This window comes from Bowmanella sp. JS7-9 (assembly GCF_004329715.1).
GTDB lineage: Bacteria > Pseudomonadota > Gammaproteobacteria > Enterobacterales > Alteromonadaceae > Pseudobowmanella > Pseudobowmanella zhangzhouensis.
This window is the reverse complement of the sequence record NZ_JXSY01000005.1, coordinates 171889-195096: the sequence shown is the minus strand read 5'-3', so window position 1 is coordinate 195096 and position 23208 is coordinate 171889. Positions and strand designations below refer to the sequence as shown.

The window sequence follows — 23208 nt, the reverse complement described above, 5'->3', positions numbered from 1 at the left end:
ATTACAAGCTGCTTAGCAAGCGCATTACCTCATCGCTGGCTTGTTCCATACGGGTAAAATGTTGCACCGCTGCGTGGAAGTCACCATTTGCGGCGGCCCGTAAACCATCAATACCCTGTTGATGAACTTGTTTATGCGGCTCATCAAGCTTTTTGAACGCATTATTACTGCCAAATTTTGTTTTACCTTCACCGTGACACCACCGGCCGAGACGGCAATCGCTATGACTGGTAAATTCTTCCGGGCGCATATTATTTTTACCCAGCGCAGTTTCGTACACTTTAGCTTTCCACACCACATGGTCGAGCTTAACTAAATCCACGAAACCCTGATTAACCGAGCCGCTGATCAGTGCCTGCATGTTACCAAATGCAGAAGATACGGCCTTGTACGTTTGTCCCAGTTCTTCAATGCCCTGAGAAAGTTCAGCATTGGCTTCCTGCAGAGAATTCACCGATGCCACACTGGTATCGGTACCTACTTTAATTTTTTGCACAAGCCCGCCGACTTCCTCGGCTGACTCATTGGTATTGGTGGCCAGCGCACGTACCTCATCGGCAACGACCGAGAAGCCTCGGCCGGCTTCACCTGCGCGTGCCGCTTCGATGGCTGCGTTTAGTGCCAGCAGGTTGGTTTGGTCGGAAATTTTCGAGATGGTATTAACGAATGTGTAAATGCTGTCCGCGATGTCTTTAAGTGAAGAAATACTCACCGACATACCTTGCATATCTGCGGTAACGCCCTGAATGCCTGAAGTGATACGGCTTAATGATGAGGCGCTCTTACTGAACGTTTGGTTCACGGTATCGATATCAGCCGCTTCTCTCTGTAAATGCTCATATCCTTGTTGTGTAGCGCTGCGGATCGCTTCAATTTGGTTAAGGCTGGTAAGCAGAGAGTCGACCAACATCCTGCGCATATCCGGCGCTTTTAGTTGGCTAAGTTTCTGTTCCAACTCACTGATATGCTCAAGTGCTGCATTTTTTTCACCGGATTCGGTGGCAAGCTGCTTCTTGGTGGCTTCTAGTTGCTTTTCTAATTGTTCAAATCGGGATTTGCTTACAAACATGGGACATACCAGGTAGTGTGGATTTCAATCTGCCTGCATACGCGAATAAAACGTGGCAAGCACCTTTACACGGATTAATCATGTATAACACAAAGTGCGTAAAAGGTTTATCGACAAAAAAAGTAAAAAATAAATGAAATCGACCGAAATATTTAACAGAATCAAGTGCCTTTTGAGCGAATCTGTTTTCACTACACTATGCTTTAGCCTGTGAAAATGAGGTTGGCCCGCCGGAGGCGGGCACTAAAGGAAAACGGATGTTGAGTTTGTTGTTCAGGAATACTGCATGTTTTCAGTCTTAATCTGTGATGATTCTCTGGTTGCCCGCAAACAGGTAGCGAAATGTCTGCCCGATGACTGGGATGTGAGTATTCATTTCGCTAAACATGGTGAAGATGCCTTGGAGCAAATTCGCGCCGGCAAAGGCCAGTTGTTGTTACTTGATCTGAATATGCCGGTGTTGGATGGGTATGAAACCTTAAAACATATTCAGGAAGAGGCGCTGCCTACGCGTACCATTGTCATCTCCGGAGATATTCAGCCCAAAGCGCATAACCGTGTACTAGAGCTGGGCGCGCTGGATTTTATTCAAAAGCCGGTTAATGCAGAAACTCTGCAGTCATTGCTGTCCAAATTTGATATCTACACCAAAACAGATGAGCCGAAAAAGCAGTTAGATGGTTTAGATCCGCAAATCCGGGATTGTTATCAGGAAATCAGTAACATCGCGATGGGGCAGGCAGGTGATCACTTAGCCCGGATGCTTAATGTATTTGTGGAGTTGCCGATCCCCAATGTCAATCTGATTGAAGTGTCTGAATTACACATGATGCTGACGGATATCGAGGAGAAAGAATCGGTGTCCGGTATTTGTCAGGGCTTTGTAGGTCCGGGTGTTAGTGGCGAGGCGCTGTTTATCCTCAGTGATAGCGGGGTGGGCGAACTGGCACAGATTCTTGGCATTGAAGGCGACATCGATGACAAGACACAGCTCGAAGTGATGATGGATGCCGCCAATATTCTGATTGGTACCTGCTTAAATGGGTTGGCTGAACAGTTAGACATGCATTTCAGTCAGGGACATCCGGTCATTCTTGGTCAGCATTACAATATTCGCGATCTGATCAATACCAATAAGGCCCGCTGGCGACGCACGCTGGCTATTGAGCTAAGTTACGGGTTGGAGGGCTTCAGTGTTCACTGTGATTTATTACTATTCATCACGGAAGAGTCTATGAAGATTATGAACGCCAAACTGGCGCACTTTATGGAGGATCTGGCATGAACGAAGAAATGCAGGAATTCCACTGGATGATGACTCTGTTGCAAAACGTCGATGTCGGGCTGGTGGTGCTAAATCGGGATTATCAGGTCAAAGTCTGGAATGGTTTTATGGAAAGTCATTCGGGTTTACTGCCATCTCATGTGCGCGATAAATCCATTTTTGAATTATTTCCCGAAATCAATGAAGACTGGTTCCGGCGCAAATGCTGGCCCGTATTTGATCTTAAAAGCCGCGCCTTTATTGTGTGGGAACAAACCACCTATCTTATTCGGTTTCCTAATTACCGTCCGATCACCGGCAGCGAAGAAGTCATGTACCAAAACATCGTATTGTCGCCGATTGTTAGCCCCACAGGGGAAGTCGATGCCATCTGTATGATGATTTACGATGTGACCGATGTCGCGGCAGGCAAAAAAGCACTGGAGTCTGCGCAGGTTGCACTCAATGAGACATTGGAACTGCAAGAATAATCTTCAGGCTTGGTTGTTGCTGACGATATAGATACAGGGTTTCAAACGGATAATCTGACGATATGCGCGTAGTTTGGGTATTTTTGTTATCTTCATTTATGCTGGTTAGTGGTTGTGGCGGAAGCCTGCAAGCCGACAGTAATGATACCAATCAACCCCAGTCACCGCTGGCAAACGTTATCGCTCCAGATGATTTCTCAGTTAACGAGAGAACCAGTGTTGCGTTGACGGCTCGTGGTCGCGGTCAAACAACGACGCTCACCTATCGCTGGCAAGTGACGCCAACCCTGACAATTAATCATGCCGATACCAGTGTGGCGGATGCCAGTTTTCAGGCGCCTTTAGTGGTAAGCCCCAGTGCCTACCGTTTTACCGTGACGGTTACCGATGGCAATGGCAACACAGCGTCAGATGATGTGCTGGTAACTATTGTGCCAGTCAACGAGCCGCCGATCGCAGCGATTGAGGCAAATCAAATAGATGGCTTTGCTCAAAATACCTATCCGGCAGGAGAAACGATTATTCTGGATGCCAGCAGCAGTGTCGATGCTGACCCTCCAACCGGATTAGATCCCATTGCCAGTTACGACTGGCAGCAAACCAGTGGCCCGGATGTCACTCAGGGGGTGAGCCTGAGCAGTGATGTGCTGGAATTTACCGCGCCGGTACAGGACCCAGCTTCGACCCTGACGTTTTTGTTAACCGTGACCGATCAGGAAGGCGCGCAGGACACCACGGAGATCAGCCTGAACGTGTATGCCGCCAGTGACACCTTGCCTACGGTGTCAGCCGGCCAAACGCAGCAGGTACAAAGCGGCGATGTTATTTTTCTGACTGGCAGCGCTACATCAGTGAATCCTAACGCTTTTCCATTGAGTTACCAGTGGCTAAATGACTCGCAGCTGCGGCCGCAAATAATCAATGATATTGCCAGCCAGACCTATGCGATTGCGCCGACAGTCAGCAGCACCGATTCTGCCACGTTTACCCTCGAGGTGACCGATATATTGGGTAATCAGGTTGACGACAGTGTGGATGTGGTCGTTACGCCCGCGCCCATTGCGCGATTGAATGACACCGGCGTGACGATTCGCACCGATAATGACGGTTCGTTTACCGTGCCGGTCAGCACCTTTCCTGGTCAGGATGCGGATAATGGCCGGGACTCTGCGGCACAGAACGGTTTGCTGGCTAAGGCCGGGCGTGGGGATCGGGGCTTTGATTACACCCGCATTGACATGCTCGGTGATGAAACAGACGTCACCGGAGGCGTGACCCGCTGTGTGCGGGATAACCTGACGGGCTTGATTTGGGAAGTGAAACAAGCCGGCGATGCAGTGCAGGATAATGCTGCAAGCTACACCTGGTTTCAGACTGCAAATACCGGGGGATACGAGGGCGTCGCCAATGGCAGTGCCGCCAGTTGCGGCATCAGTACCTGTGATACCAGTAGTTACATTACGGCGGTTAATGCCATGGGCCTGTGTGGCGCTTACGATTGGCGCTTACCCACAGTGGCAGAACTGCTGAGTATCGTGCATTACGGACGAACGCTGCCGCCACTGATTGACCAAAACTATTTCCCTAACGCGATAAACAGCACCACAGTTCCTCAGTGGTACTGGACCAGCGTCTCCAGTGCCGAAGGGAGTTTAGGTACCGCGCAAAACGCCTGGGCGGTGGATTTTAATAGCGGCAACGATAATTTTTTACCCAAGGCCAGTGCGGCTTATATTCGTTTAGTTCGGGGAGGGCGCCAATAATGCGTGGCGTAATCATGCTGTGTGTAGCGCTGTTCAGTCCGCTCGGTCTGGCCATTACCTGTTTTGATGAAATAGATGAAACCACCCCGACTAATCGATTTATTCAGTACGACAATGGTACGGTGCGGGATAACGTCACTCAGTTGGTGTGGATGCGTTGTGCAGTTGGACAGAGTTGGGATGCGACCAATGAACAGTGTAGTGGCGATCCGACCAAATACACCTGGCAGGGCGCGCTGCAATATGCCCATGGTTTGATTTATGCGGATGCCAGAGGGTGGCGGTTACCGAATATCAAGGAATTGGCCTCCCTGGTGGAGCGTCAGTGCGCCCGCCCCTCGATTAATATTGAGGTGTTCGATAATACCGCGGCGGACGATTACTGGAGCAGTACGCCGTCATTAATCGAGCTGGACGCGGCGTGGGTGGTAGCGTTTGATAGTGGCAGTAATGCGCTCAAGGACAAGCAGTTGGCTACTTACATTCGTTTAGTACGTATTGCGAATTAACCTGTTTTTCTCCCCCCTGATCTGGCGGTGCTTGTCAGTGCCGCTTTGTTTAGTGTAAAACCCCTGTAAATTCATCCGAAGACTGTGTGACGTGCGAAATACTCGTTGGTTTTTACTGCTAGGTGTCCTGATAAGCGGCGGTGCGCGCGCCGATTTTTCCTGCTCGGCGGATTTTGAGATGGGCGTGTTGGTGGCGGACAATCATATCCGAGTGATGCAGGATGGTCGAACCCGTTATCAGATTAATCCTAATGGCCAGTTAATTGTGGATGGCCGATTGGTGGAATTACCGGCCCGGGAAGCACAAATGCTGCAACAGTTTGAAGGCGGATTACGTTACACCATTCCCAAGATGGTGACGCTGGCCAGCGAAGGCATTGAGCTGGCGATTGAGACGGTGCAGCATGTGTATCAGAACCTGGTGGGCGAAAGCTCAAGTAACTACGAGCGCATGCAAGCAGCACTCGAGCGAGTGCGCGAGAAAGTCATGACTAAATATGTACGCGCAGGGGATAATTTTTTTATCGGGCCACGCAGTGTGGAAAATGTCGATGAACTGATGGAAGCCGAGATCGAGCTTGAACTGGAACATGCGTTTAACACCACCATTGGCGGCCTGCTGTCGGCCATCGGCGGCTTGAGTCGGGGTGATGGGGATAACGAAGGCTTCAGTAGTTTCGATACCATGGGGGCTGAAATTGAGCGTCAGGTGGGGCCGCAGGCACAAATCCTGCGAAAAAAAGCCCGTTGGTTTTGTGGCAAGCTACAGCGTCTGGACTCAGTAGAAGAGGCGCTGCGGGTAGCAATTCCTGCGCTGGCGCCGTTTAATATGATCACTACCGGGGATGATTCAATCCCCAGCTCAGACAAGGGTTTCTAGCAGATTATTCAGATAGCGCCGACCCAGTTCACTGACCTGCCAGCTGTCTGTATCCTCAAGTAACAAGCCTGAATCCACCGCTTTGGCGATTTTATCCGCTAAGCCAAACTGACTCAGTTTCAATCCGGTAAAGGCCGCGTAATCCTGTTTTGGGCAGGGTTCAGTCAGGCGCAGGCGGTTCATCATAAATTCAAAGGGCAAATCATCTGCGCCAATATGCCATTGCTCGTCAATGTAGGGGCGGGCCAGATCCATATAGCCTTTGGGATGTTTGACCTTGACGGTACGAAAAATTTGGCCTTTTTCAGGCAAGGTTATCTTGCCGTGCGCGCCGCAACCAATGCCCAGATAATCGCCGAATCGCCAGTAGTTGAGATTATGCTGACATTGCATGCCAGCTTGGCTGTAAGCCGAAATTTCATATTGCTGATAGCCTGCGGCAGTCAGTTTATCGTGCCCCTGCTGCTGAATATCCCACAACACCTCATCTTCTGGCAGGCGCGGGGGTTTACTGGCGAATTGGGTATTGGGTTCTATGGTCAGCTGATACCAGCTCAGATGAGGTGGGTGCTGGGCGATGGCCAGATCCAAATCAGACATGGCATCAGTCAGCGATTGTTCCGGTAAACCGTGCATCAAATCCAGATTAAAGCTGCGTAAACCCGCCGCGCGGGCAAAGCCGGCTGCGTTTAATGCTTGAGTACTGTCGTGAATACGACCAAGGCGCTTCAGTTTATCTCCCTGAAAACTTTGCACGCCAATGGATATACGATTGACGCCAGCGGCCACAAACCCCGGGAAACGGTCGGTTTCCAGCGTGCCTGGGTTGGCTTCCAGGGTAATTTCTGCATCGGGAGCAAGGTTCACTCGTTGGGCTACGCCATGCAGCAGGGTAGCAATACCCTCTGCACTGAACAGGCTCGGCGTGCCACCACCAATAAAAATACTGTGTACGTGACGATTACCCACCAACGACACGTCATTGGCCAAATCATCCAGCAAATGGGCAATGTAGGCTTTCTCCGGTAAATCGGCCTTTTGTCCGTGAGAATTGAAGTCGCAATAGGGGCATTTCTGTACACACCAGGGGATGTGAATATACAGGGACAGCGGCGGCGCGATCATACTGACTCGGCTTGTAGCAGGCTAACGAGTTGCTGAAGCGCTTGTCCCCTATGGCTTAGCTGGTTCTTTACCGGCTTTTCCAGTTGCGCAGCCGTTTTGTTGTGGCCCGGCACCCAAAACACCGGATCATAACCAAAGCCGCCGTCGCCCTGACGAGCGCTCAGGATCTCCCCGTGCCACTGGCCCTGACAGATAATCGGCAGTGGATCGTCTGCATGGCGCAGGTAAACCAACACACAGACAAATTTCGCGCTGCGTTTGCCAGACTCAATCCCCTGTAATGCCTGCAGTAACTTATCAATATTGTTGCTGTCGTTGCTGGGCAAACCGGCATAGCGGGCCGAGTAAATGCCCGGCGCACCACCTAATGCGTCCACTACCAGTCCAGAGTCGTCAGCTATACAGGGCAATCCGGTAATGCGAGCAGCATGTCGGGCTTTAATAATGGCGTTTTCTACAAAGGTGCTGCCGGTTTCTTCCACATCGTCTACCTGCCACTGGCTTTGTGGGCTGACGTTCAAGCCAAGTGGCGCGAGCAAATCGCTTAACTCGTTGACTTTACCCTGATTGCCGGTAGCCAATACGATATGTTGTGTCATGCAGGATCCTGTAAAATTCAATCGTTATTCAGTGGCCTGACTGAGCAGGCGTGTGCGCGGCGGATAATAGCAAATATCCAGCTTGCCTTCGCCTTTGTAATAAAAAAATGGATTGTCGCGAGTGCGTGCCGATTGCAGCCGCTTTTGCACTGACTCACCATTACTGCGTTCTACCTCAATGAGCAGTATGTCGGTGTCTGCCAGTTTATCGCCCAACTTAGCGCTAATGATCTTACCGCGTTTGCCAGGGTCATCGATGACGCCACCGTTAGCAAGTTCACCGCGTGGCAACGCCTGTAACAATGGCATACCCCAGATAACCCGGCCAAATACGCTCATATTGCGATCCAAATGCCTCGGGGCCTGACCAATTACCACATAAAAATCGCTGGCACCTGAGTTAAGCTCAGTACTCCGTGCCATGGCTACAGTGCCCGGGCAATGTGTCAGCCAATGTTCATTGCTTTGTTGGTCGCGCGCCGCAGGGAAGCCCTGCCAATAACCGGTTTCATCTGCGAAAAAAGCGGGCTTTTGCTCTACCTGCAACAAGTTGGTGTCTGACACAACGGCCACCTCTGCTTTGAGTGGCTGATTAAAATCAGACGTGCGGGTTTCACTCACATCGCCGGCCTGTGCCACAAACCCGTCTATGACCCGATAGAAATCCAGACCATCATAAAACCCGCTGTCGACCAGGTTTTTGAATTGTTTAACATGGTTAGGTGCGGCAAATGGCGCTAATTCAATGATTACCGGCCCTTGTTCTAATTGCAGATACACCAGATTATCAGCAGGTGGTGTGTACCAGTCATTGTCATTAGCCAGCACGTGACCACTGAGCAGGCTAAGTAACAGGAAAACTTTTTTCATGGGGATCCTTTTTTATTGTTGCCTAAGTTTGAGTAGGGTAGATTAGCATCGTTGTTCACCAGAATAGGAAGCGCAAGGTGTTGAAGTCAAAAGGTTTTACCCTGATCGAGTTGATCGTGGTTATCGTAATTTTGGGTATTCTGGCGGTGGTCGCCGCGCCTAAGTTTGTAGACATCAGTAGTGATGCGCGCACCGCCAGTTTTAAGGCAGTCGGTGCCGCCTTCAGGGATGGGGTGAATCAGGTGCATTACAAATGGCTAATCAGCGGTAATAATCAGGCGCAACTAAATTTTATTGCCATTAGCGATCCCGTTGCAGGTGGCGATTTAAGCGTTAATGCAGCAGGCTATCCCGCCGACACCCGAGGTGTCAGTCTTACATTAAATAGTGAAGCCGATTGCATCGATGTATGGCGCGCGGTGTTAGACAGCGGGGATTTTAAGGTTGAAGGTGATCAATCAGCGCAGGTCGAAGCAACCTATAACGGCGCCAATAATTGCACCTACACGCTGGTCGCGAATAATTTGCTGACGGTGGATTATGACTCAAATTCTGGCCAGGTGAGCATTAACTTCTAAGCTCACCCGGCGCAGGAATTACTTTTTCGGAGCCGTTTTCTTAACGGCTTTTTTTGCGCCTTTTTTCTTGGCTTTTTTCTTCTTAACCGAGGCTTTAGCTTCTTTGTGCTTAGGGCGCAGGCTGTCAATGACGCGACGCTTAAGCTTTTGCTCAGTGTATCGCTCGATTTTACCCAGAATATCCACATCATGGGCTTCAACCAGTGAAATCGCCGTACCTTTGTTACCAGCCCGGCCAGTACGACCAATGCGGTGTACATACACGTCGGCGGTGCGCGGCATATCGTAGTTAATTACATGGCTGATATTGGCTACATCAATACCCCGCGCCGCAACGTCCGTGGCAAGCAGAATATTGATGCGTCCTTGCTTGAACGCTTCGATGGCGGCCAGACGCTTGTCCTGCGGCATCTCGCCCTGCAGGAAACAATAGCGGATCTGGTCTGAGTCCAGCTTTGAACGCAGTTCCATCAGACGGTCACGGGTCTTCACGAACACAATCCCTACCTCGACCTGCTCAGTCAGAATGTGTTTGAGTAACTGGTATTTGTGTTCAGCGTCGTCAGCCAGATGGATCCACTGATGGATTTTGCCTTGTTCTTTGCGGCTAGGATTGGCTTCCAGTAGCACGGGCTCATTCAGCAGTTCCTCGGCAAAACGCTTGATGCCGCGGCCTTCCAGCGTGGCAGAGAACAGCATGCTTTGTTTACGCCAGCGCGCTTCTGCGGAAATCTGGTTCACAATAGGTGAGAAACCCATATCCAGCATGCGATCCGCTTCATCCAGAATCAGCATTTCGATATTACGGCAATCGAATAATTCTTTTTCGATATGCTCAAACAAACGGCCTGGGGTGGCGACCAGAATGTCCGGTTGGCTCTCAATGGTATCTCTGTCTGTGCCGTAGTTGATGCCGCCAGTGATTACGCCACAGACCAGATCGGTATGGCGGGTGATGGCTTGGGCTTGTTCATATACCTGCACCGCCAGTTCGCGGGTGGGGGTTAAGATCAATACTCGCGCTGAGCCAGGCTCCATACGAGGAAAATCCAGCAGGAACTGACACGCGGGCAGCAAAAATGCCGCGGTCTTACCGGTACCCGTGGGGGCAGAGGCCAGAATATCTTTACCTTCCATCGCGGCTGGAATGGTGAGCTGCTGGATACTGGTGGGAGTTTTGTAGCCCATTTCGGCCACGGCCTGACACAGGCTTTCGTCTAGTTCGAGTTGATCAAACATCATAATATTAACTAATTGAAATTGGCCGCAATTATAGAGGAAGCCGCGACGCTTCGCAGTAAAAAGCGTCTAATGATGGGTTTGTTGCCAGCTGTGCTTAAAGTCGTTCAACGCGGCGATACGGGCAATATCCAGTTGCTCGCGAATCTGTTTGCCCTGATAACCAGCGTCAATAATGCTTTTTACCTCAACTGCGCTGGCTATATTAAACGCCTGCCGGACGTAATCAGCCTGCAAATACGGGGTAGACTCAAATCCGCTACGGCCACGGGCATCGGCACGGCAGGCAGTGAGGAAATCGTCGAAGCGTTGTGGTTTACGCCAGGCATCGGCACTGTCGAATAAATTCAGCAGGGTGGCGGGGCGTAATTCGAATGCACGATGCACATGGCTGTGATATTCGCTGACCAGCAGCGCCAGATCACGGCATTCGTTTGGTGCGCGGATGCGCTCGCACAAATCGCGAATGGCCTGCAACCCGAGGGTTTCGTGACCACGGTGGGACGGCCAGCGCTGCGCGGGAGTCAGGCCTTTACCCACATCATGCACCAGTGCAGCGAAACGTACGCTGAGCTTGTCGCTCAGCTGACAGGCCTGCTCTAACACCATCAGAGTGTGCACTCCTGTGTCGATTTCCGGATGCCACATGGCAGGATTGGGCACGCCCCATAATCTATCCAGCTCCATAAACCAGTATTCCAACGCGTCACAGCGGTGGAGTACATCAAAGTAGATATGTGGGTCGTGTTCGCCCAGAGCACGGGCGGTCTCCTGCCATACCCGCTCCGGGCTGAGCGTATTGAGTTCACCATGTTGAGCGATATCACTCATTAAGTTGATCGTTTCGCCGGCGATGCGAAAACCCAGATGATGAAAACGGGCAGCGAAGCGTGCGACGCGCAGAACCCGTAATGGATCCTCGCTAAAGGCGGGAGAAACATGACGCAGAATTTTGTCCTGCAGATCACGCAAACCGCCGTAAGGGTCGATAATTTTGCCGGTTTCATCCTCTGCCATGGCATTGATTGTCAGATCCCTGCGCAGTAAATCTAATTCGAGGGTGACGTCTTTGGAGGTGTCGCAACTAAAACCGGTATATCCGGTGCCAGTTTTACGCTCGGTGCGAGCAAGGGCATATTCTTCGTTACTTTGGGGATGTAAAAAAACCGGGAAGTCTTTTCCTACCTGAATAAAGCCCTGTTCCAGCATTTGCTCAGAAGAGGCACCCACAACTACCCAGTCTTTATCCTTAACGGGCAAATGAAGTAACTTATCGCGAACTGCGCCGCCGACCAGATAAATTTGCATGCCATACCCTATTCACAACGATAGGGTCATTGTGACTTAATTTTCTTTGGGGATAAATGTTTGTGGTTCTGCCTGCTTAACATGCACTGGCTTCTTGAGAATTTTCCAGGGAGCCAGTAACCATACGAAAAATAGCAGGGCACACACAGTAATCGCGCTGGTCAGTTCAGCCAAACAGGTCATGATGACCCAAAACGTATTGGTAGGGAGCAGAAAAAAGCCCGCTAAACAGACGGCGAGGACGATCAATACAAGTCTTAACATTCCTTGTTCCTTCTTGAGTTAATCTGGTTAAAAAATGCCCAAATGGTAATTTTGGGTGGCGAATTATAAGGCTATTAGATTTTGATGTCGAATTTATGTAATGCCTGCGACATTTTCATGACAGTAAATGCGCTTTGACTTCCGCATCCACACCGGATAGTTTGGCGTTATTCACCAGTAACGTAGCCGTGTTTGTGTATTTAAGTTATTTCGGGCTGACCGATAACCCTTTTTCCATCGCACCTAATCCGGATTTTTTGTATATGAGTCCACGCCACAAAGAGGCGTTGGCGCATTTGAATTTTGGCTTAAGAGAAACCGGTGGCTTTGTCATGCTGACCGGTGAGGTGGGGACGGGCAAAACCACCGTATCTCGCAAATTGCTGCAGCAATTACCCGCTAATACCCAGGTGGCGATGATTCTCAATCCAACGTTGAGCGCAATGGAATTACTCGCCACGGTATGTGATGAACTTAAAATTCGTTACGTGGTGAAAAAGGCCAGTCTGAAATACTTTACTGACCTAATCCTTAAAAAGCTGGCGAGCAACCACAGTAATTCTATCAATACTGTGCTGATCATTGATGAAGCGCAGCACCTTCAGCCTGAAGTGCTGGAGCAGTTGCGTCTGTTAACCAATCTGGAAACCGACCGTGAAAAACTGCTGAAAGTGGTATTGATTGGTCAGCCAGAATTACAGCTATTGCTAAAGCGTAATGAATTACGTCAGTTAGCCCAGCGTATCACTGCGCGGTATCACCTGATGCCGTTGGATAAGGCTGAGGTACGCGACTATATCGGCCACCGATTGGGCGTGGTACACGGTCATGCCGGGATTTTCAGTCCCCAGGCCATCATCCTTGCCTATGAAATTTCCGCTGGGATCCCGAGAGTGATGAATCTGTTGTGCGACCGCGCACTAACACTGGCGTTTCCCCGCCAGGAACGGCAGGTCAGCCAGCGGGTATTTAACGCCGCCGCGAATCAGGTATTGGGGCCCGATGTGGTTGAGCAGCGTCTTGCCAAACATCGCAGCGCAATGGGCAAAGTAGCGTTTTTCGGTGCGTTGTTGGCCGGATTTATGGCAGGGCAGTGGTATGCATAAAGTCAGCATTGATGCGTTGCAGCCTGGTATGGTGATAATTGCGATCAGCCAACAACAGGGGCCGGTAGCGATTAAGAAATCAGGTCTAGTCACCAGTGTGGATATGGTTAATGGTCTGCGTGAAATGGGCGTAACAGAGGTAGAAATCGACCCGGAACAAACCGTTGAGATCGATGGCGCGCCAGTGTTGTCACCTAACCATAAGCTGGTGAGTCGGCAGCACCATGTACAGCACACCCAGTCCGAGCAATTTAACCGCAGCTTATTTTTGCCTTCCATTGCCGACATCCCCTCTCAGTGGCAGGAAGCATGGAACGAAACCAAATTCTACGCCCTGCGCATTGGCAGTGGGTTGCTGGTCGGTGCGGCACTGGCGGTCGTGTCACAGTTTATCTTGCGGGGTGACTGGCCAAACCGTGCGTTGCCGATAACGCAGGAGGCGGAACAAGCGGAATCGCAGTTATCGGCACTCAGCGACTCAGCGCAGGGCACAGACGAGAAAACCGCAGTGCCAGCACAGACAACGGGTGAACAAACTGGCGGGCCGGTTGCGTCTGCCAGCGAAACCAATGAAGAATCCCCTATTGTGTCGTCTCCGCCGGCAGAGACAGCTACACAGTCCGAAGTTCAGAGCTCCGCAGCTGAGCAACAAGCTCAAGGCAATGACATGGCGGATGAGGTGGATCCAGAGCTGCTGGCACGCTTCAACGAAGCTGTCAAAGCGGTCAGTGATGAACCGGCGGATAATACCGTGCCGACTGCTCCTGCTGCCAACACGGTACCCAGAGTGGATCAGTTACCTGCCTGGATCTTAACCGCGTTGCCCCGCATGCAGTTTTCTACCCACATGTACGCATCCGACCCTGAGGGCCGCTGGGTGCGGGTTAATGGCGTAGAATTACACGAGGGTGAATGGCTGACCGACAAGCTACAACTGCTGGAGATCACGCCGCAAAAGGTGATTATGAGTTATCAGGGCAATCGCTTTAGCCTCAATGCCCTGACGGACTGGTAACTAACCGCGGATAAATTTCATGAGTCCGGCCGTACCATCTTTGTTTTCCATGGCATCGATAATGTGTACATCCGGCTCACGCATCAGGTTTATTACATGGGGAGGAACATCCCGCTTTTTCTCCGTATCGAAAATCACCATCACCATAGGGCGATCCGGATGGTCGGGTATTTGCCGGAATACTACCCCTATCAGATTATTGGACAGCTTGACCATGCTGCCAGTGGGGTAACTGCCCATATGAGAGACAAACAGTGAGACCAGAGACTGATCCAGTGTCTCTTTTTCTTCCTCGCGCATAATCCTGAACGCCTCTGAGTTATTAAATCCATTTCTGAAGGGACGACTGGTGGTTAGGGCGTCGAATGTGTCTACCACTGCGACCAGTCTCGCCCCCAGTGACACCTGTTCACCGCGTAAACCGCCCGGATAACCACTGCCATCTAAGCGTTCATGATGCTGGCGGATTAAATTGATCCCCAGTTCGGTGACACAATCCGATTGTTCGGCAAGCTCGACCGCCCACTCCACGTGCTGTCGCATTTGGCGGGCTTCTTTGTCGTTAAGTTCCCCAAATTTATGGGTTAGTAACAAAGGCAGGCGAGCCATACCAATGTCCATAATCATCGCGCCTAAGCCGTATTGGTAAATATCATCCCGTGATAGCTTCAATTTTTTAGCCAGCACAGTGGTCAGAATGACGCAATTCACCGAGTGATCGAGAATATATTGCTCGGCTTGTTTGAGCTGGGCAATGACACACATGGCATCGGGTGAGTCGAATACCGCATCAACAATCTGACCGGATAATTCGCCGACCAGATTAACGTCGATGGTTTTTTGCGCGGCGATACGCTCTAAAAAGATAGAATGACGCTCTTTGACCTGCTCATATACTTCCATAGCGGCTTGCATTTGCGACTGGAAGTCAGCGATATCTTCCTCGTTAGGTTGAAATAACACGTCGTCCGGAGTTTGGTGCACACTACGGGACAGATCGATTTCAACCGCTAACACACCATTGCTGCGCATCTGTTCGATATCATCGCCACTACGGATCATGCCGGGCGAAGCCAGTTTAATCGGCTTTACGTGATCCGTAATGCGGGTAACAAACATTCCTTTTACCAGATGATCAATCTGCACATCTTGCAGCATGTTTACTCAAACCCCTAAGTAACCTCAGTTTATTCGCCTGTAACTATTGGAAATTGCAGCCTGTTGGTCAAGTACAGGCTGCAAAAAAGAGTAAATATTATCCGGTGTTAGCGCCAAACTGGCAGGGCGTGTTCATAACCTTCAATCGCGGCGATTTCTTCCAGCGTTTGGCCAATCGCATCCAGCCCTTTAAGCAACGTGTTTTTGTGGGCAGGGTCTATTTCAAAGTTAAAGTGGAGCGGGCCGCAGGTGACACGTTGCGCCACCAGATCAATTTGCAATTGGGTCTGCGGGGACGCTGCCAGATAGGAAAATAACTGGTCAATTTCATTCACACTCAACGCCACAGGCAGCAATTGGTTGTTGATACAATTGCCGTAAAAAATGTCGGCAAAGCTGCTGGCCAGCACCGCTTTAAAGCCATAGTCAGTTAACGCCCAGGGCGCGTGTTCCCGCGACGAGCCACAACCAAAATTCTGCCGGGTTAACAAAACAGAGGCACCCTGGTACTCGGGACGATTGAGTACAAAGTCAGGATTAAGCTGTTGCTCGTTGGCATCCAGATAGCGCCAGTCATGGAAAAGATGTTTACCATAACCACTGCGGCTGACTGACGTCAGAAACTGCTTGGGAATAATCTGATCGGTATCCACATTGGCCATATCTAAAGGTACAGCGATTCCGCTGTGCTGAGTAAATCCACTCATGAGTGACTCCCGTTTAACGTTCTGACGTCAACAAAATGTCCGTGCAGCGCAGCCGCAGCAGCCATTGCCGGGCTGACTAAATGGGTGCGGGCTCCGCGCCCCTGACGGCCTTCGAAGTTCCGGTTACTGGTGGATGCACAGCGATCGCCCGGGCCGAGGATATCATCATTCATGCCTAGACACATGGAACAGCCCGGTAAGCGCCATTCGAATCCGGCTTGCAGGAAAATTTGATCTAACCCTTCCGCTTCGGCCTGCTGTTTCACTTCGTTGGAACCCGGCACTACAATCGCAGTTACGCTGCTGGCGACGCGGCCACGTTTGGCGATGTCTGCTGCGGCGCGCAAATCTTCGATGCGGCTGTTGGTGCAGGAGCCAATAAACACGTGGCTGACCGCTACATCGGTGAGATGCTGCCCCGGGGTTAAGCCCATATAAGTGAGCGCTTTTTGACAGGAGGTTTGTTCTACCTCGTCGCTGAAATCCTGTGGTGCGGGCACAGGTGTTGTTACTGAACTCACCTGACCTGGATTGGTGCCCCAGGTGACCTGAGGGGCAATATCTGCCGCGTCTAAGCGGACGATGGAATCGAAATGAGCGTCGGCATCGCTGGGTAAACTCTGCCACCATTCAAGTGCCTGTTGCCAGCTATGGCCTTGAGGGGCAAATTCACGTCCTTGCAGGTACGCGAATGTGACGGCATCAGGAGCAATCATGCCTGCCTTGGCACCGGCTTCGATGCTCATATTGCAGATGGTCATGCGCGCTTCCATGGACAAGCCTTCAATGGCACTGCCGGCGTATTCAATGACGTGGCCAGTGGCGCCGGCGTGACCGATTTTGCCGATAATTGCGAGGATAATGTCTTTGGCGGTAACGCCCAGACCCAGCTCGCCGTTGACCTCGATTTTCATGCTCTTCGGTTTGACCTGTTTCAAGGTTTGAGTGGCCAGCACGTGCTCAACCTGAGAGGTACCGATACCGAACGCCAATGCGCCAAATGCACCATGGGTGGCCGTGTGAGAATCACCACACACCACTGTCATTCCGGGCAGAATCAAGCCGCGCTCCGGGCCAATAACATGCACGATGCCTTGTTTCTGATGGCCAACCGGATAAAGCGAGATACCATGTGCTTCGCAGTTTTGCATCAGGGTGCGCAGTTGCAGGGCATTGGTGGGGCCACAGGCATCCAGCGCCAGTGAGCGAGTAGAAATACTATGGTCCATGGTCGCAAACGTGCGATCCGGGCGACGTACCTTGCGACCTTTGTCGTTCAAGCCGGCAAAGGCCTGTGGTGACGTTACTTCATGAATCAAATGCCGATCGATATACAACAGACAATCATCGCCGTTTTGGCTGACGATATGGGCATCCCAGACTTTATCAAATAAGCTTTTTCCCATGGGTTACAGCTCCAAAATATGATGACATACCGCGTCACCGACGTCGGCAGTGGATTTCGCCAGATGGCGCTCGGCGGGGGCGAGTAATTCTGCGGTCAGTACGCCACTGGCCAGGGTTGCCAGCACGGCCTGTTCAATCGCATCCGCCGCCTCCTGTTGGTTAAGGCTGTAGCGTAGCAACATCGCCGCAGATAAAATTTGTGCCAGTGGATTGGCGAGGCCTTTACCTGCGATATCCGGTGCACTGCCGCCGGCCGGTTCATATAACCCGAACCCGTCGGCATTGATGCTGGCAGATGGTAATAACCCCATCGAACCGGTGATCATGGCGCATTCGTCACTGATAATGTCGCCAAACAGGTTGGAACACAGCAATACATCGAATTGGTTCGGGTAGCGAATGAGTTGCATAGTTGCGTTGTCTATATAGATATGTTCCAGCGTCACATCCGGATAATCTTTGCTAACCTCTTCAGTCACTTCACGCCATAAACGGCTGCACACCAGGACATTGGCTTTGTCTACGGAGGTGACTTTTTTGCCACGCAAACGCGCCGCTTCGAATGCAGCAACCGCAATTCGGCGAATTTCACGACGGCTATAACGCATGGTATCGAAGGCGTATTGTTCTTCGCCTTCGCCGCTTAATCCCTTGGGCTGACCGAAATAAATCCCACTGGTTAGTTCACGCACCACTAATACATCAAATCCGCTGGCGGCAATGTCTGCACGAAGTGGTGATAAGGCTTCCAGGCCGGGATAGATTTTGGCAGGACGCAAATTGCCGAATAAATCGAAATGACTACGCAGGGTTAACAGTGCAGCGCGTTCCGGACGTTGTTCCAGTGGCAGCGCATCCCATTTGGGGCCGCCAATTGAGCCAAATAAAATGGCCTGTGCGGCTTCACAGCCTGCCAAAGTGGCAGCGGGCAGGGCATGGCCATGCTTATCGATAGCGCAGCCGCCTACATCAAATGCGTTTAAGGTAAACGACAGATTAAATTTTTGTTCGATACAACGCAGTACTTTGACGGCTTCGGCCATGACCTCAGGGCCGATTCCATCGCCGGCCAAGACTGCGATATTAAAACTACTCATCCTTATACTCCGCTAATTTTCAGGCCAGATTGCTGACGCTGGATATCAATTTGGTCGGCCATATGGGTGTTATTCAGCACGAAGATCAATGCCTTGACCCCGGACTCAACAATATCGGTGGCAAGGCCAATACCGTGAAAACGGCGACCATGGTATTCGGCAACCACGCTTACCTGTGCCAGCGCATCGGCGCCTTCGCCTTTTGAGTCCAGTTTAAAGTCAACGATGTCAATGTCGCTCACGCCGGTCGCCTGAATAATCGCATTAAATGCCGCGTCCACCGGACCATTGCCTACCGCCGTAGCTGTCACTTCCTGATCCTCGCCGATACGTAATTTAACCGTGGCGCTGGGCACGATATTGCGTCCTGCGTTAGCTTGTAAATAGGTTAATTCATAGCGGGCTTGCTGGTGTTTTTGCTGGTCGAAAAACACCAGTGCTTCCAGATCGTAGTCATACACCTGGCCTTTCTTATCTGCCAGTGCCAGAAAATTGCTGTACAGCGTGTCTAAATCGTAATCCGACTCCTGATAACCCAGTTCCTGCATGCGGTGTTTAATCACATGGCGACCGGAGCGGGAGGTCAGATTCAGGGTGTTTTTATTAATGCCGACGCTTTCCGGCGTCATGATTTCGTAGGTATTTTGCGCTTTTAAAACCCCATCCTGATGGATCCCTGAGGAATGGCTGAATGCATTGCTGCCAACAATGGCTTTATTGGCCTGTACAGGCATATTGCACAATTGGCTGACCAGTTTGGAGGTGCGATAGATTTCCTGTGAGTTAATCCCGGTACGCAGACCCACCAGCGCTTCACGGGTTTTCAGGATCATCGCCACTTCTTCCAGTGAACAGTTGCCAGCGCGCTCACCAATACCATTGATAGTGCATTCAATTTGCCGTGCACCATGCTCGACCGCCGCCAGCGAGTTGGCCACCGCCAGGCCCAAATCGTTATGACAATGCACAGAAATTACCGCTTTATCGATATTGGGTACCCGGTTAAACAGGTTGTGGATAATGCCACCAAATTCACTGGGAATGGTATAACCGACCGTATCCGGAATATTTACCGTAGTTGCCCCAGCGTTGATTGCGGCTTCGACCATACGGCACAGATAGTCGATATGGGTACGGCCGGCGTCTTCACAGGAAAACTCCACGTCATCGGTATAGCGACGAGCCCGGCCGATGGCGCGCACGGCCATGTCGACCACTTCATCCTGAGATTTACGTAATTTGCTGTCCACGTGGATAGCGGAGGTCGCAATAAACGTATGGATTCGAAAGCGTTCGGCGACTTTTAATGCTTCACCGCAGGCATCGATATCTGCATCGACTGCGCGGGATAAACCCGCGACGACTGAATTCTTTACCTGGCGAGCGATGGCCTGCACCGATTGAAAATCGCCGGGTGAGGATACCGGGAAACCGGCCTCAATAATGTCGACGCCGAGTCGTTCCAAAGCCAGGGCAATTTGTACTTTCTCTTTCATGGTGAGGCTCGCTGGCAGCGCCTGCTCGCCATCACGCAAGGTGGTATCAAATATCAATACCCTGTCATTCATTGCCCTTACTCCTGTGTTCGCCATTATTGATAAATTAGGATAAATATTTCGCCAAGCCAGATATGAAAAAACCCGTGCGGTGCACGGGTTTTTGTCGAAAACTGTCGCTATTGCTTACAGTCTACCCGTGCAGTCTTGCTGCCATTAGGAGTAGAAGAAGAGCAATGCGTTGAATTTTCATGGTATCGAATCTGGTGTTTTTTGCTGGAGATAGTTTTACCCGTTTAAGGGGGCTAAAACAACCCTTTAAGGTGGTTTTATCCTAAAAAAGTGAGTTTTTAATGAAGTGCGGGTTTTTAACCGGGGTAGGTCGTCCAATCTTTTGAACGTTTGAATCTAAATCAGAACAGGAAGTGTCGCTTAAATGCTTGAATATGCTTGTGTTTATCCAATAGAGTTTAGCGCTAACTGCATGAGATGGTTGCTGAAGCCTTTTATTGGTAGCAACAGTTGATGCTGATGTCATCGTAAACACAAGGACTCTGGATGATTGTTGAAATTCTGCTGCATACGCCAATCTGGGTGTATGGCTTGTTTATAGGCTTAACCCTGCTGGGCTGGCAGCAAAGCCGCTCGCGTCTGGTTAAACAACCTGTGCTGTTTATCTTGCCTGCAGGTATGTTGCTGTTATCGTTTTTCGGCGTCACGTCCAGTTTCGGCTATTCCTTCGCAGTTATGCTGTATTGGGTGTTTGGTGCCAGTGTGTGCACTTTGTCGGGTCTTAAGCTTTTTCCTTCCTCCTCTGCCAAATATCAACAGGCGACGGGCTCCTTCCATGTGCCAGGCAGCTGGTGGCCGTCGGTGTTTATTATGGCGATATTTTTTACCAAGTATGCTGTCGGGGTCGTTTCCAGCATTCATCCGGAGGTATTTAACAACCTGAATCTGGTGCTTGGGCTCGCCGGGTTATACGGGGTGTTGACTGGCACGTTTTTTACCCGTGCCATCCGGGTGCTGAAGGTGAAATATCGCAGTGAGGAGTCCATGGCGATAGACCACTAGTATCTTACTTTGAGTAAATGTTCCGGTCCTGATACGGCATCATGTCGGTTTTCGCCCCCTCCCGATAGGGGCGGCCCCTTTTGGGTCTGTCTAAAAGCGTTGTCATCAAGGTGGGTAGTGAATAATAACGGGAGGTCAAAAGCTGGATTTGGCTTTACCAGGTCTACGAATAGGAAAATTTATCGACTATGCGTCGTGAGTGCCACTTTCGGATTCTTCCAGTTAATCCGGGTCGACAATAACAGCTCTCGCAAGGTTAACGCACGTGGTTGGCCTTTACCCTTGTGTGTCCAGGTATGCCCACAACAGGCGGCGGTGTAGCTGGCTTTATCCGGCAACAGCCATCGTTTTTCTACCTGACCCGTTTGCTGCCATTCGCCGGTCAGATTAAACCAGCCGTGTTTATTCAAATGAATACGCGGTTGTTCGCTATCGATACGGTCGATAGAGTCCAGCTCGAGACTTTCCTGACCGTGTTCAATCACGGCAACTACCAGTGGCATGCCGATCTGGCACTGGCGCACCCATTGACGACATTTTTCGCCATCCTGTTTGGCGGAAAACGCCTTGGGCGCTTGTTTGGCCTGCCAACTGGCGTTGTGAAAGTCCACCTCAAGCGGTGTGTTGTGGCTGGTTAAGAAGCGTGCGGCGGATTTTATATGGTGACTCAGGCCGGACAAGCGGCGTTTGAGTAAGCTGGCCTGACTCAATGACGAATTGGCCAGTTGGCTGAGTTCCCGCTCATACAACGCATTGCACAATTCAGCAAAGTGAAGTGCCTGATGGTCTGCGCTGAAAATGTCGGTCTGTGTATGCTGCATGGTTACTCAACAATAAAAAGGGCGCTGCTGCGCCCTTTACTGTAACCGATTATTGGCCTTTGATCTCGCTACGACCGTTATAAATTGCTTTTTCACCCAGCTCCTGCTCGATGCGCAGTAATTGGTTGTATTTGGCAACGCGGTCAGAGCGGCACAGTGAACCAGTTTTGATCTGGCCTGCAGCGGTACCCACTGCCAAATCAGCAATGGTGGCATCTTCCGTTTCACCACTACGGTGTGAAATAACCGCGGTGTAACCGGCATCTTTTGCCATCTTGATCGCCGCCAGTGTTTCCGTCAGTGAACCGATTTGGTTGAACTTGATCAGGATAGAGTTGGCTATGCCGTTATCGATACCACGCTTAAGGATTTTGGTGTTGGTCACAAACAGATCATCACCGACCAGTTGCACGCGCTCGCCAATCTTCTTGGTCAGGCTAGCCCAGCCGTCCCAATCGCTTTCGTCCAGACCGTCTTCGATAGACACGATAGGATACTTGCTGCTCAGATCAGCGAGGAAATCACCGAAACCTTCAGAGTCGAAGACTTTGCCTTCACCTGACAGGTCATATTTACCGTTTTTGTAGAACTCAGAAGCAGCACAGTCCAGCGCCAGAGTGATATCTTTATCCATCACGTAGCCAGCTTTCTCAACCGCTTCAACGATAACGGCCAGTGCTTCCTCGTTGGATGACAGGTTAGGAGCAAAGCCACCTTCATCACCCACGGCAGTATTCAGGCCTTTGGCGCTGAGTACTTTTTTCAGGTTATGGAAGATTTCCGCACCCATTCGCAGCGCTTCAGAGAAACTCTTTGCGCCGACTGGTTGCACCATAAATTCCTGAATATCTACGTTGTTGTCGGCGTGCTCACCACCGTTGATGATATTCATCATCGGCACGGGCAGGCTGTATTGTCCCGGAGTGCCATTCAGATCGGCAATGTGCTGATACAAAGGCACGCCTTTGTGCATGGCGGCCGCTTTTGCGGTAGCCAATGACACAGCCAGAATCGCGTTAGCACCAAACTTTTCTTTGTTCTCAGTGCCATCCAAATCAATCATGATTTGGTCGATATTGGCTTGCTCCAGCGCATTTTGGCCCAGTAAGGCTTGCTGAATCTCGTTATTCACCGCGGATACCGCTTTGAGTACGCCTTTACCCAGATAACGAGCTTTATCACCGTCACGCAGTTCCAGCGCTTCGCGGGTACCGGTTGATGCACCACTGGGTGCACAAGCGCGGCCAAATGCACCGCAAGTTAAAAATACGTCGGCTTCGACAGTAGGATTACCCCGTGAGTCCAGTACTTCACGGCCGATAATCTTAGCAATGCTAGACATGCTGTACCCTCTTGTTTGTTACTTGT

General features: G+C 50.8%; 23 protein-coding genes. 9 read left to right on the top strand and 14 right to left on the bottom strand.

Annotation, left to right across the window (positions count from 1 at the left end):
- Position 1: 1 nt before the first annotated feature.
- Positions 2-1069 (bottom strand): methyl-accepting chemotaxis protein, encoded by a 1068-nt coding sequence (locus TK45_RS03470; RefSeq protein ID WP_131257236.1) that lies wholly within the window; start codon positions 1067-1069, stop codon positions 2-4.
- Between the two features lie 286 nt (positions 1070-1355).
- On the opposite strand from TK45_RS03470, the gene TK45_RS03465 reads away from it, so the two are divergent.
- From TK45_RS03465 to TK45_RS03445, 5 genes are all read left to right on the top strand, one after another.
- The gene (locus TK45_RS03465) at positions 1356-2354 is read left to right on the top strand and encodes a response regulator (RefSeq protein WP_131257235.1); all 999 of its coding nucleotides are present in this window, start codon (positions 1356-1358) and stop codon (positions 2352-2354) included.
- A complete protein-coding gene (locus tag TK45_RS03460; RefSeq protein WP_131257234.1) occupies positions 2351-2824 on the top strand; it encodes a PAS domain-containing protein in 474 nt (157 codons plus the stop codon). Before TK45_RS03465 ends, TK45_RS03460 begins: the two co-directional genes overlap by 4 nt.
- 62 nt (positions 2825-2886) lie before the next feature.
- A complete protein-coding gene (locus TK45_RS03455; protein WP_131257233.1) occupies positions 2887-4587 on the top strand; it encodes a DUF1566 domain-containing protein in 1701 nt (566 codons plus the stop codon).
- On the top strand, positions 4587-5096 hold the full coding sequence (locus TK45_RS03450) for a DUF1566 domain-containing protein (RefSeq protein ID WP_254426534.1): 510 nt from the start codon (positions 4587-4589) through the stop codon (positions 5094-5096). The genes TK45_RS03455 and TK45_RS03450 overlap by 1 nt, the downstream gene beginning before the upstream one ends.
- Positions 5097-5187: 91 nt before the next feature.
- Positions 5188-5976 carry a DUF2884 family protein gene (locus TK45_RS03445; protein WP_131257232.1) on the top strand — a complete coding sequence of 263 codons (789 nt, stop codon included), beginning with the start codon at positions 5188-5190 and terminating at the stop codon, positions 5974-5976.
- Here TK45_RS03445 and hemW read toward each other — a convergent pair.
- Genes hemW through TK45_RS03430 form a run of 3 tightly spaced genes read right to left on the bottom strand, consistent with a single transcriptional unit; the run spans position 5959 to position 8570 of the window.
- The gene (gene hemW, locus TK45_RS03440; protein WP_131257231.1) at positions 5959-7101 is read right to left on the bottom strand and encodes a radical SAM family heme chaperone HemW; all 1143 of its coding nucleotides are present in this window, start codon (positions 7099-7101) and stop codon (positions 5959-5961) included. The genes TK45_RS03445 and hemW overlap by 18 nt on opposite strands.
- The gene (locus TK45_RS03435) at positions 7098-7700 is read right to left on the bottom strand and encodes an XTP/dITP diphosphatase (protein ID WP_131257230.1); all 603 of its coding nucleotides are present in this window, start codon (positions 7698-7700) and stop codon (positions 7098-7100) included. The genes hemW and TK45_RS03435 overlap by 4 nt, the downstream gene beginning before the upstream one ends.
- A gap of 24 nt (positions 7701-7724) precedes the next feature.
- Positions 7725-8570: a peptidylprolyl isomerase gene (locus TK45_RS03430; RefSeq protein ID WP_131257229.1), complete on the bottom strand. Its 846-nt coding sequence runs from the start codon at positions 8568-8570 to the stop codon at positions 7725-7727.
- Positions 8571-8647: 77 nt separating this feature from the next.
- Here TK45_RS03430 and TK45_RS16415 point away from each other — a divergent pair, with 77 nt between their 5' ends.
- A complete protein-coding gene (locus tag TK45_RS16415) occupies positions 8648-9148 on the top strand; it encodes a type II secretion system protein (protein ID WP_165490683.1) in 501 nt (166 codons plus the stop codon).
- A gap of 18 nt (positions 9149-9166) precedes the next feature.
- On the opposite strand, the gene srmB is transcribed toward TK45_RS16415, so the two are convergent.
- The 3 genes from srmB to TK45_RS03410 all read right to left on the bottom strand — a co-directional run bounded on the left by srmB (position 9167) and on the right by TK45_RS03410 (position 11959).
- Entirely contained in the window at positions 9167-10387 is a 1221-nt protein-coding gene (gene srmB / locus TK45_RS03420; RefSeq protein ID WP_131257407.1) for an ATP-dependent RNA helicase SrmB, read from the bottom strand.
- A 69-nt stretch (positions 10388-10456) separates the two neighbouring features.
- On the bottom strand, positions 10457-11695 hold the full coding sequence (locus TK45_RS03415; RefSeq protein WP_131257227.1) for a multifunctional CCA addition/repair protein: 1239 nt from the start codon (positions 11693-11695) through the stop codon (positions 10457-10459).
- A gap of 36 nt (positions 11696-11731) precedes the next feature.
- Positions 11732-11959 (bottom strand): hypothetical protein, encoded by a 228-nt coding sequence (locus TK45_RS03410; RefSeq protein ID WP_131257226.1) that lies wholly within the window; start codon positions 11957-11959, stop codon positions 11732-11734.
- 194 nt (positions 11960-12153) lie between these two features.
- Here TK45_RS03410 and TK45_RS03405 point away from each other — a divergent pair, with 194 nt between their 5' ends.
- Together TK45_RS03405 and TK45_RS03400 are read left to right on the top strand one after the other, a co-directional pair.
- Complete coding sequence (locus TK45_RS03405; protein WP_131257406.1) at positions 12154-13065, top strand: ExeA family protein; 912 nt, start codon at positions 12154-12156, stop codon at positions 13063-13065.
- Positions 13058-14080: a general secretion pathway protein GspB gene (locus TK45_RS03400; protein ID WP_131257225.1), complete on the top strand. Its 1023-nt coding sequence runs from the start codon at positions 13058-13060 to the stop codon at positions 14078-14080. Before TK45_RS03405 ends, TK45_RS03400 begins: the two co-directional genes overlap by 8 nt.
- On the opposite strand, the gene TK45_RS03395 is transcribed toward TK45_RS03400, so the two are convergent.
- The 5 genes from TK45_RS03395 to leuA form a co-directional block, all read right to left on the bottom strand.
- Entirely contained in the window at positions 14081-15238 is a 1158-nt protein-coding gene (locus tag TK45_RS03395; protein ID WP_131257224.1) for an HD-GYP domain-containing protein, read from the bottom strand. It abuts the gene before it with no gap.
- Positions 15239-15345: 107 nt separating this feature from the next.
- Positions 15346-15945 (bottom strand): 3-isopropylmalate dehydratase small subunit, encoded by a 600-nt coding sequence (gene leuD, locus TK45_RS03390; protein WP_131257223.1) that lies wholly within the window; start codon positions 15943-15945, stop codon positions 15346-15348.
- Positions 15942-17351, bottom strand: coding sequence for a 3-isopropylmalate dehydratase large subunit (leuC, locus tag TK45_RS03385; protein ID WP_131257222.1), 1410 nt, complete (start codon positions 17349-17351; stop codon positions 15942-15944). Before leuC ends, leuD begins: the two co-directional genes overlap by 4 nt.
- A gap of 3 nt (positions 17352-17354) precedes the next feature.
- On the bottom strand, positions 17355-18449 hold the full coding sequence (gene leuB / locus TK45_RS03380; RefSeq protein ID WP_131257221.1) for a 3-isopropylmalate dehydrogenase: 1095 nt from the start codon (positions 18447-18449) through the stop codon (positions 17355-17357).
- Positions 18450-18451: 2 nt separating this feature from the next.
- A complete protein-coding gene (leuA, locus tag TK45_RS03375; protein ID WP_131257220.1) occupies positions 18452-20017 on the bottom strand; it encodes a 2-isopropylmalate synthase in 1566 nt (521 codons plus the stop codon).
- 486 nt (positions 20018-20503) lie between these two features.
- On the opposite strand from leuA, the gene TK45_RS03370 reads away from it, so the two are divergent.
- Positions 20504-21019, top strand: a complete 516-nt coding sequence (locus TK45_RS03370; RefSeq protein WP_131257219.1) for a DUF6622 family protein — start codon at positions 20504-20506, stop codon at positions 21017-21019.
- A 179-nt stretch (positions 21020-21198) separates the two neighbouring features.
- Here TK45_RS03370 and TK45_RS03365 read toward each other — a convergent pair whose 3' ends face one another.
- Entirely contained in the window at positions 21199-21840 is a 642-nt protein-coding gene (locus tag TK45_RS03365) for a hypothetical protein (protein WP_131257218.1), read from the bottom strand.
- A 49-nt stretch (positions 21841-21889) separates the two neighbouring features.
- Complete coding sequence (gene eno, locus TK45_RS03360) at positions 21890-23182, bottom strand: phosphopyruvate hydratase (RefSeq protein ID WP_131257217.1); 1293 nt, start codon at positions 23180-23182, stop codon at positions 21890-21892.
- Positions 23183-23208: the final 26 nt, after the last annotated feature.

Excerpts from the sequence above, each read along its gene's own strand:
- leuC (WP_131257222.1), bottom strand. The coding sequence starts at position 17,351 with ATGGGAAAAAGCTTATTTGATAAAGTCTGGGATGCCCATATCGTCAGC.
- TK45_RS03410 (WP_131257226.1), bottom strand. The coding sequence starts at position 11,959 with ATGTTAAGACTTGTATTGATCGTCCTCGCCGTCTGTTTAGCGGGCTTT.
- TK45_RS03430 (WP_131257229.1), bottom strand. The coding sequence starts at position 8,570 with ATGAAAAAAGTTTTCCTGTTACTTAGCCTGCTCAGTGGTCACGTGCTG.
- TK45_RS03365 (WP_131257218.1), bottom strand. The coding sequence starts at position 21,840 with ATGCAGCATACACAGACCGACATTTTCAGCGCAGACCATCAGGCACTT.
- TK45_RS03395 (WP_131257224.1), bottom strand. The coding sequence starts at position 15,238 with ATGCTGCAAGATGTGCAGATTGATCATCTGGTAAAAGGAATGTTTGTT.
- srmB (WP_131257407.1), bottom strand. The coding sequence starts at position 10,387 with ATGTTTGATCAACTCGAACTAGACGAAAGCCTGTGTCAGGCCGTGGCC.
- TK45_RS03415 (WP_131257227.1), bottom strand. The coding sequence starts at position 11,695 with ATGCAAATTTATCTGGTCGGCGGCGCAGTTCGCGATAAGTTACTTCAT.
- TK45_RS03400 (WP_131257225.1), top strand. The coding sequence starts at position 13,058 with ATGCATAAAGTCAGCATTGATGCGTTGCAGCCTGGTATGGTGATAATT.
- hemW (WP_131257231.1), bottom strand. The coding sequence starts at position 7,101 with ATGATCGCGCCGCCGCTGTCCCTGTATATTCACATCCCCTGGTGTGTA.
- leuA (WP_131257220.1), bottom strand. The coding sequence starts at position 20,017 with ATGAATGACAGGGTATTGATATTTGATACCACCTTGCGTGATGGCGAG.
- leuD (WP_131257223.1), bottom strand. The coding sequence starts at position 15,945 with ATGAGTGGATTTACTCAGCACAGCGGAATCGCTGTACCTTTAGATATG.
- TK45_RS03455 (WP_131257233.1), top strand. The coding sequence starts at position 2,887 with ATGCGCGTAGTTTGGGTATTTTTGTTATCTTCATTTATGCTGGTTAGT.
- TK45_RS03470 (WP_131257236.1), bottom strand. The coding sequence starts at position 1,069 with ATGTTTGTAAGCAAATCCCGATTTGAACAATTAGAAAAGCAACTAGAA.
- leuB (WP_131257221.1), bottom strand. The coding sequence starts at position 18,449 with ATGAGTAGTTTTAATATCGCAGTCTTGGCCGGCGATGGAATCGGCCCT.
- TK45_RS03460 (WP_131257234.1), top strand. The coding sequence starts at position 2,351 with ATGAACGAAGAAATGCAGGAATTCCACTGGATGATGACTCTGTTGCAA.
- TK45_RS03435 (WP_131257230.1), bottom strand. The coding sequence starts at position 7,700 with ATGACACAACATATCGTATTGGCTACCGGCAATCAGGGTAAAGTCAAC.
- TK45_RS03450 (WP_254426534.1), top strand. The coding sequence starts at position 4,587 with ATGCGTGGCGTAATCATGCTGTGTGTAGCGCTGTTCAGTCCGCTCGGT.
- eno (WP_131257217.1), bottom strand. The coding sequence starts at position 23,182 with ATGTCTAGCATTGCTAAGATTATCGGCCGTGAAGTACTGGACTCACGG.
- TK45_RS03370 (WP_131257219.1), top strand. The coding sequence starts at position 20,504 with ATGATTGTTGAAATTCTGCTGCATACGCCAATCTGGGTGTATGGCTTG.
- TK45_RS03465 (WP_131257235.1), top strand. The coding sequence starts at position 1,356 with ATGTTTTCAGTCTTAATCTGTGATGATTCTCTGGTTGCCCGCAAACAG.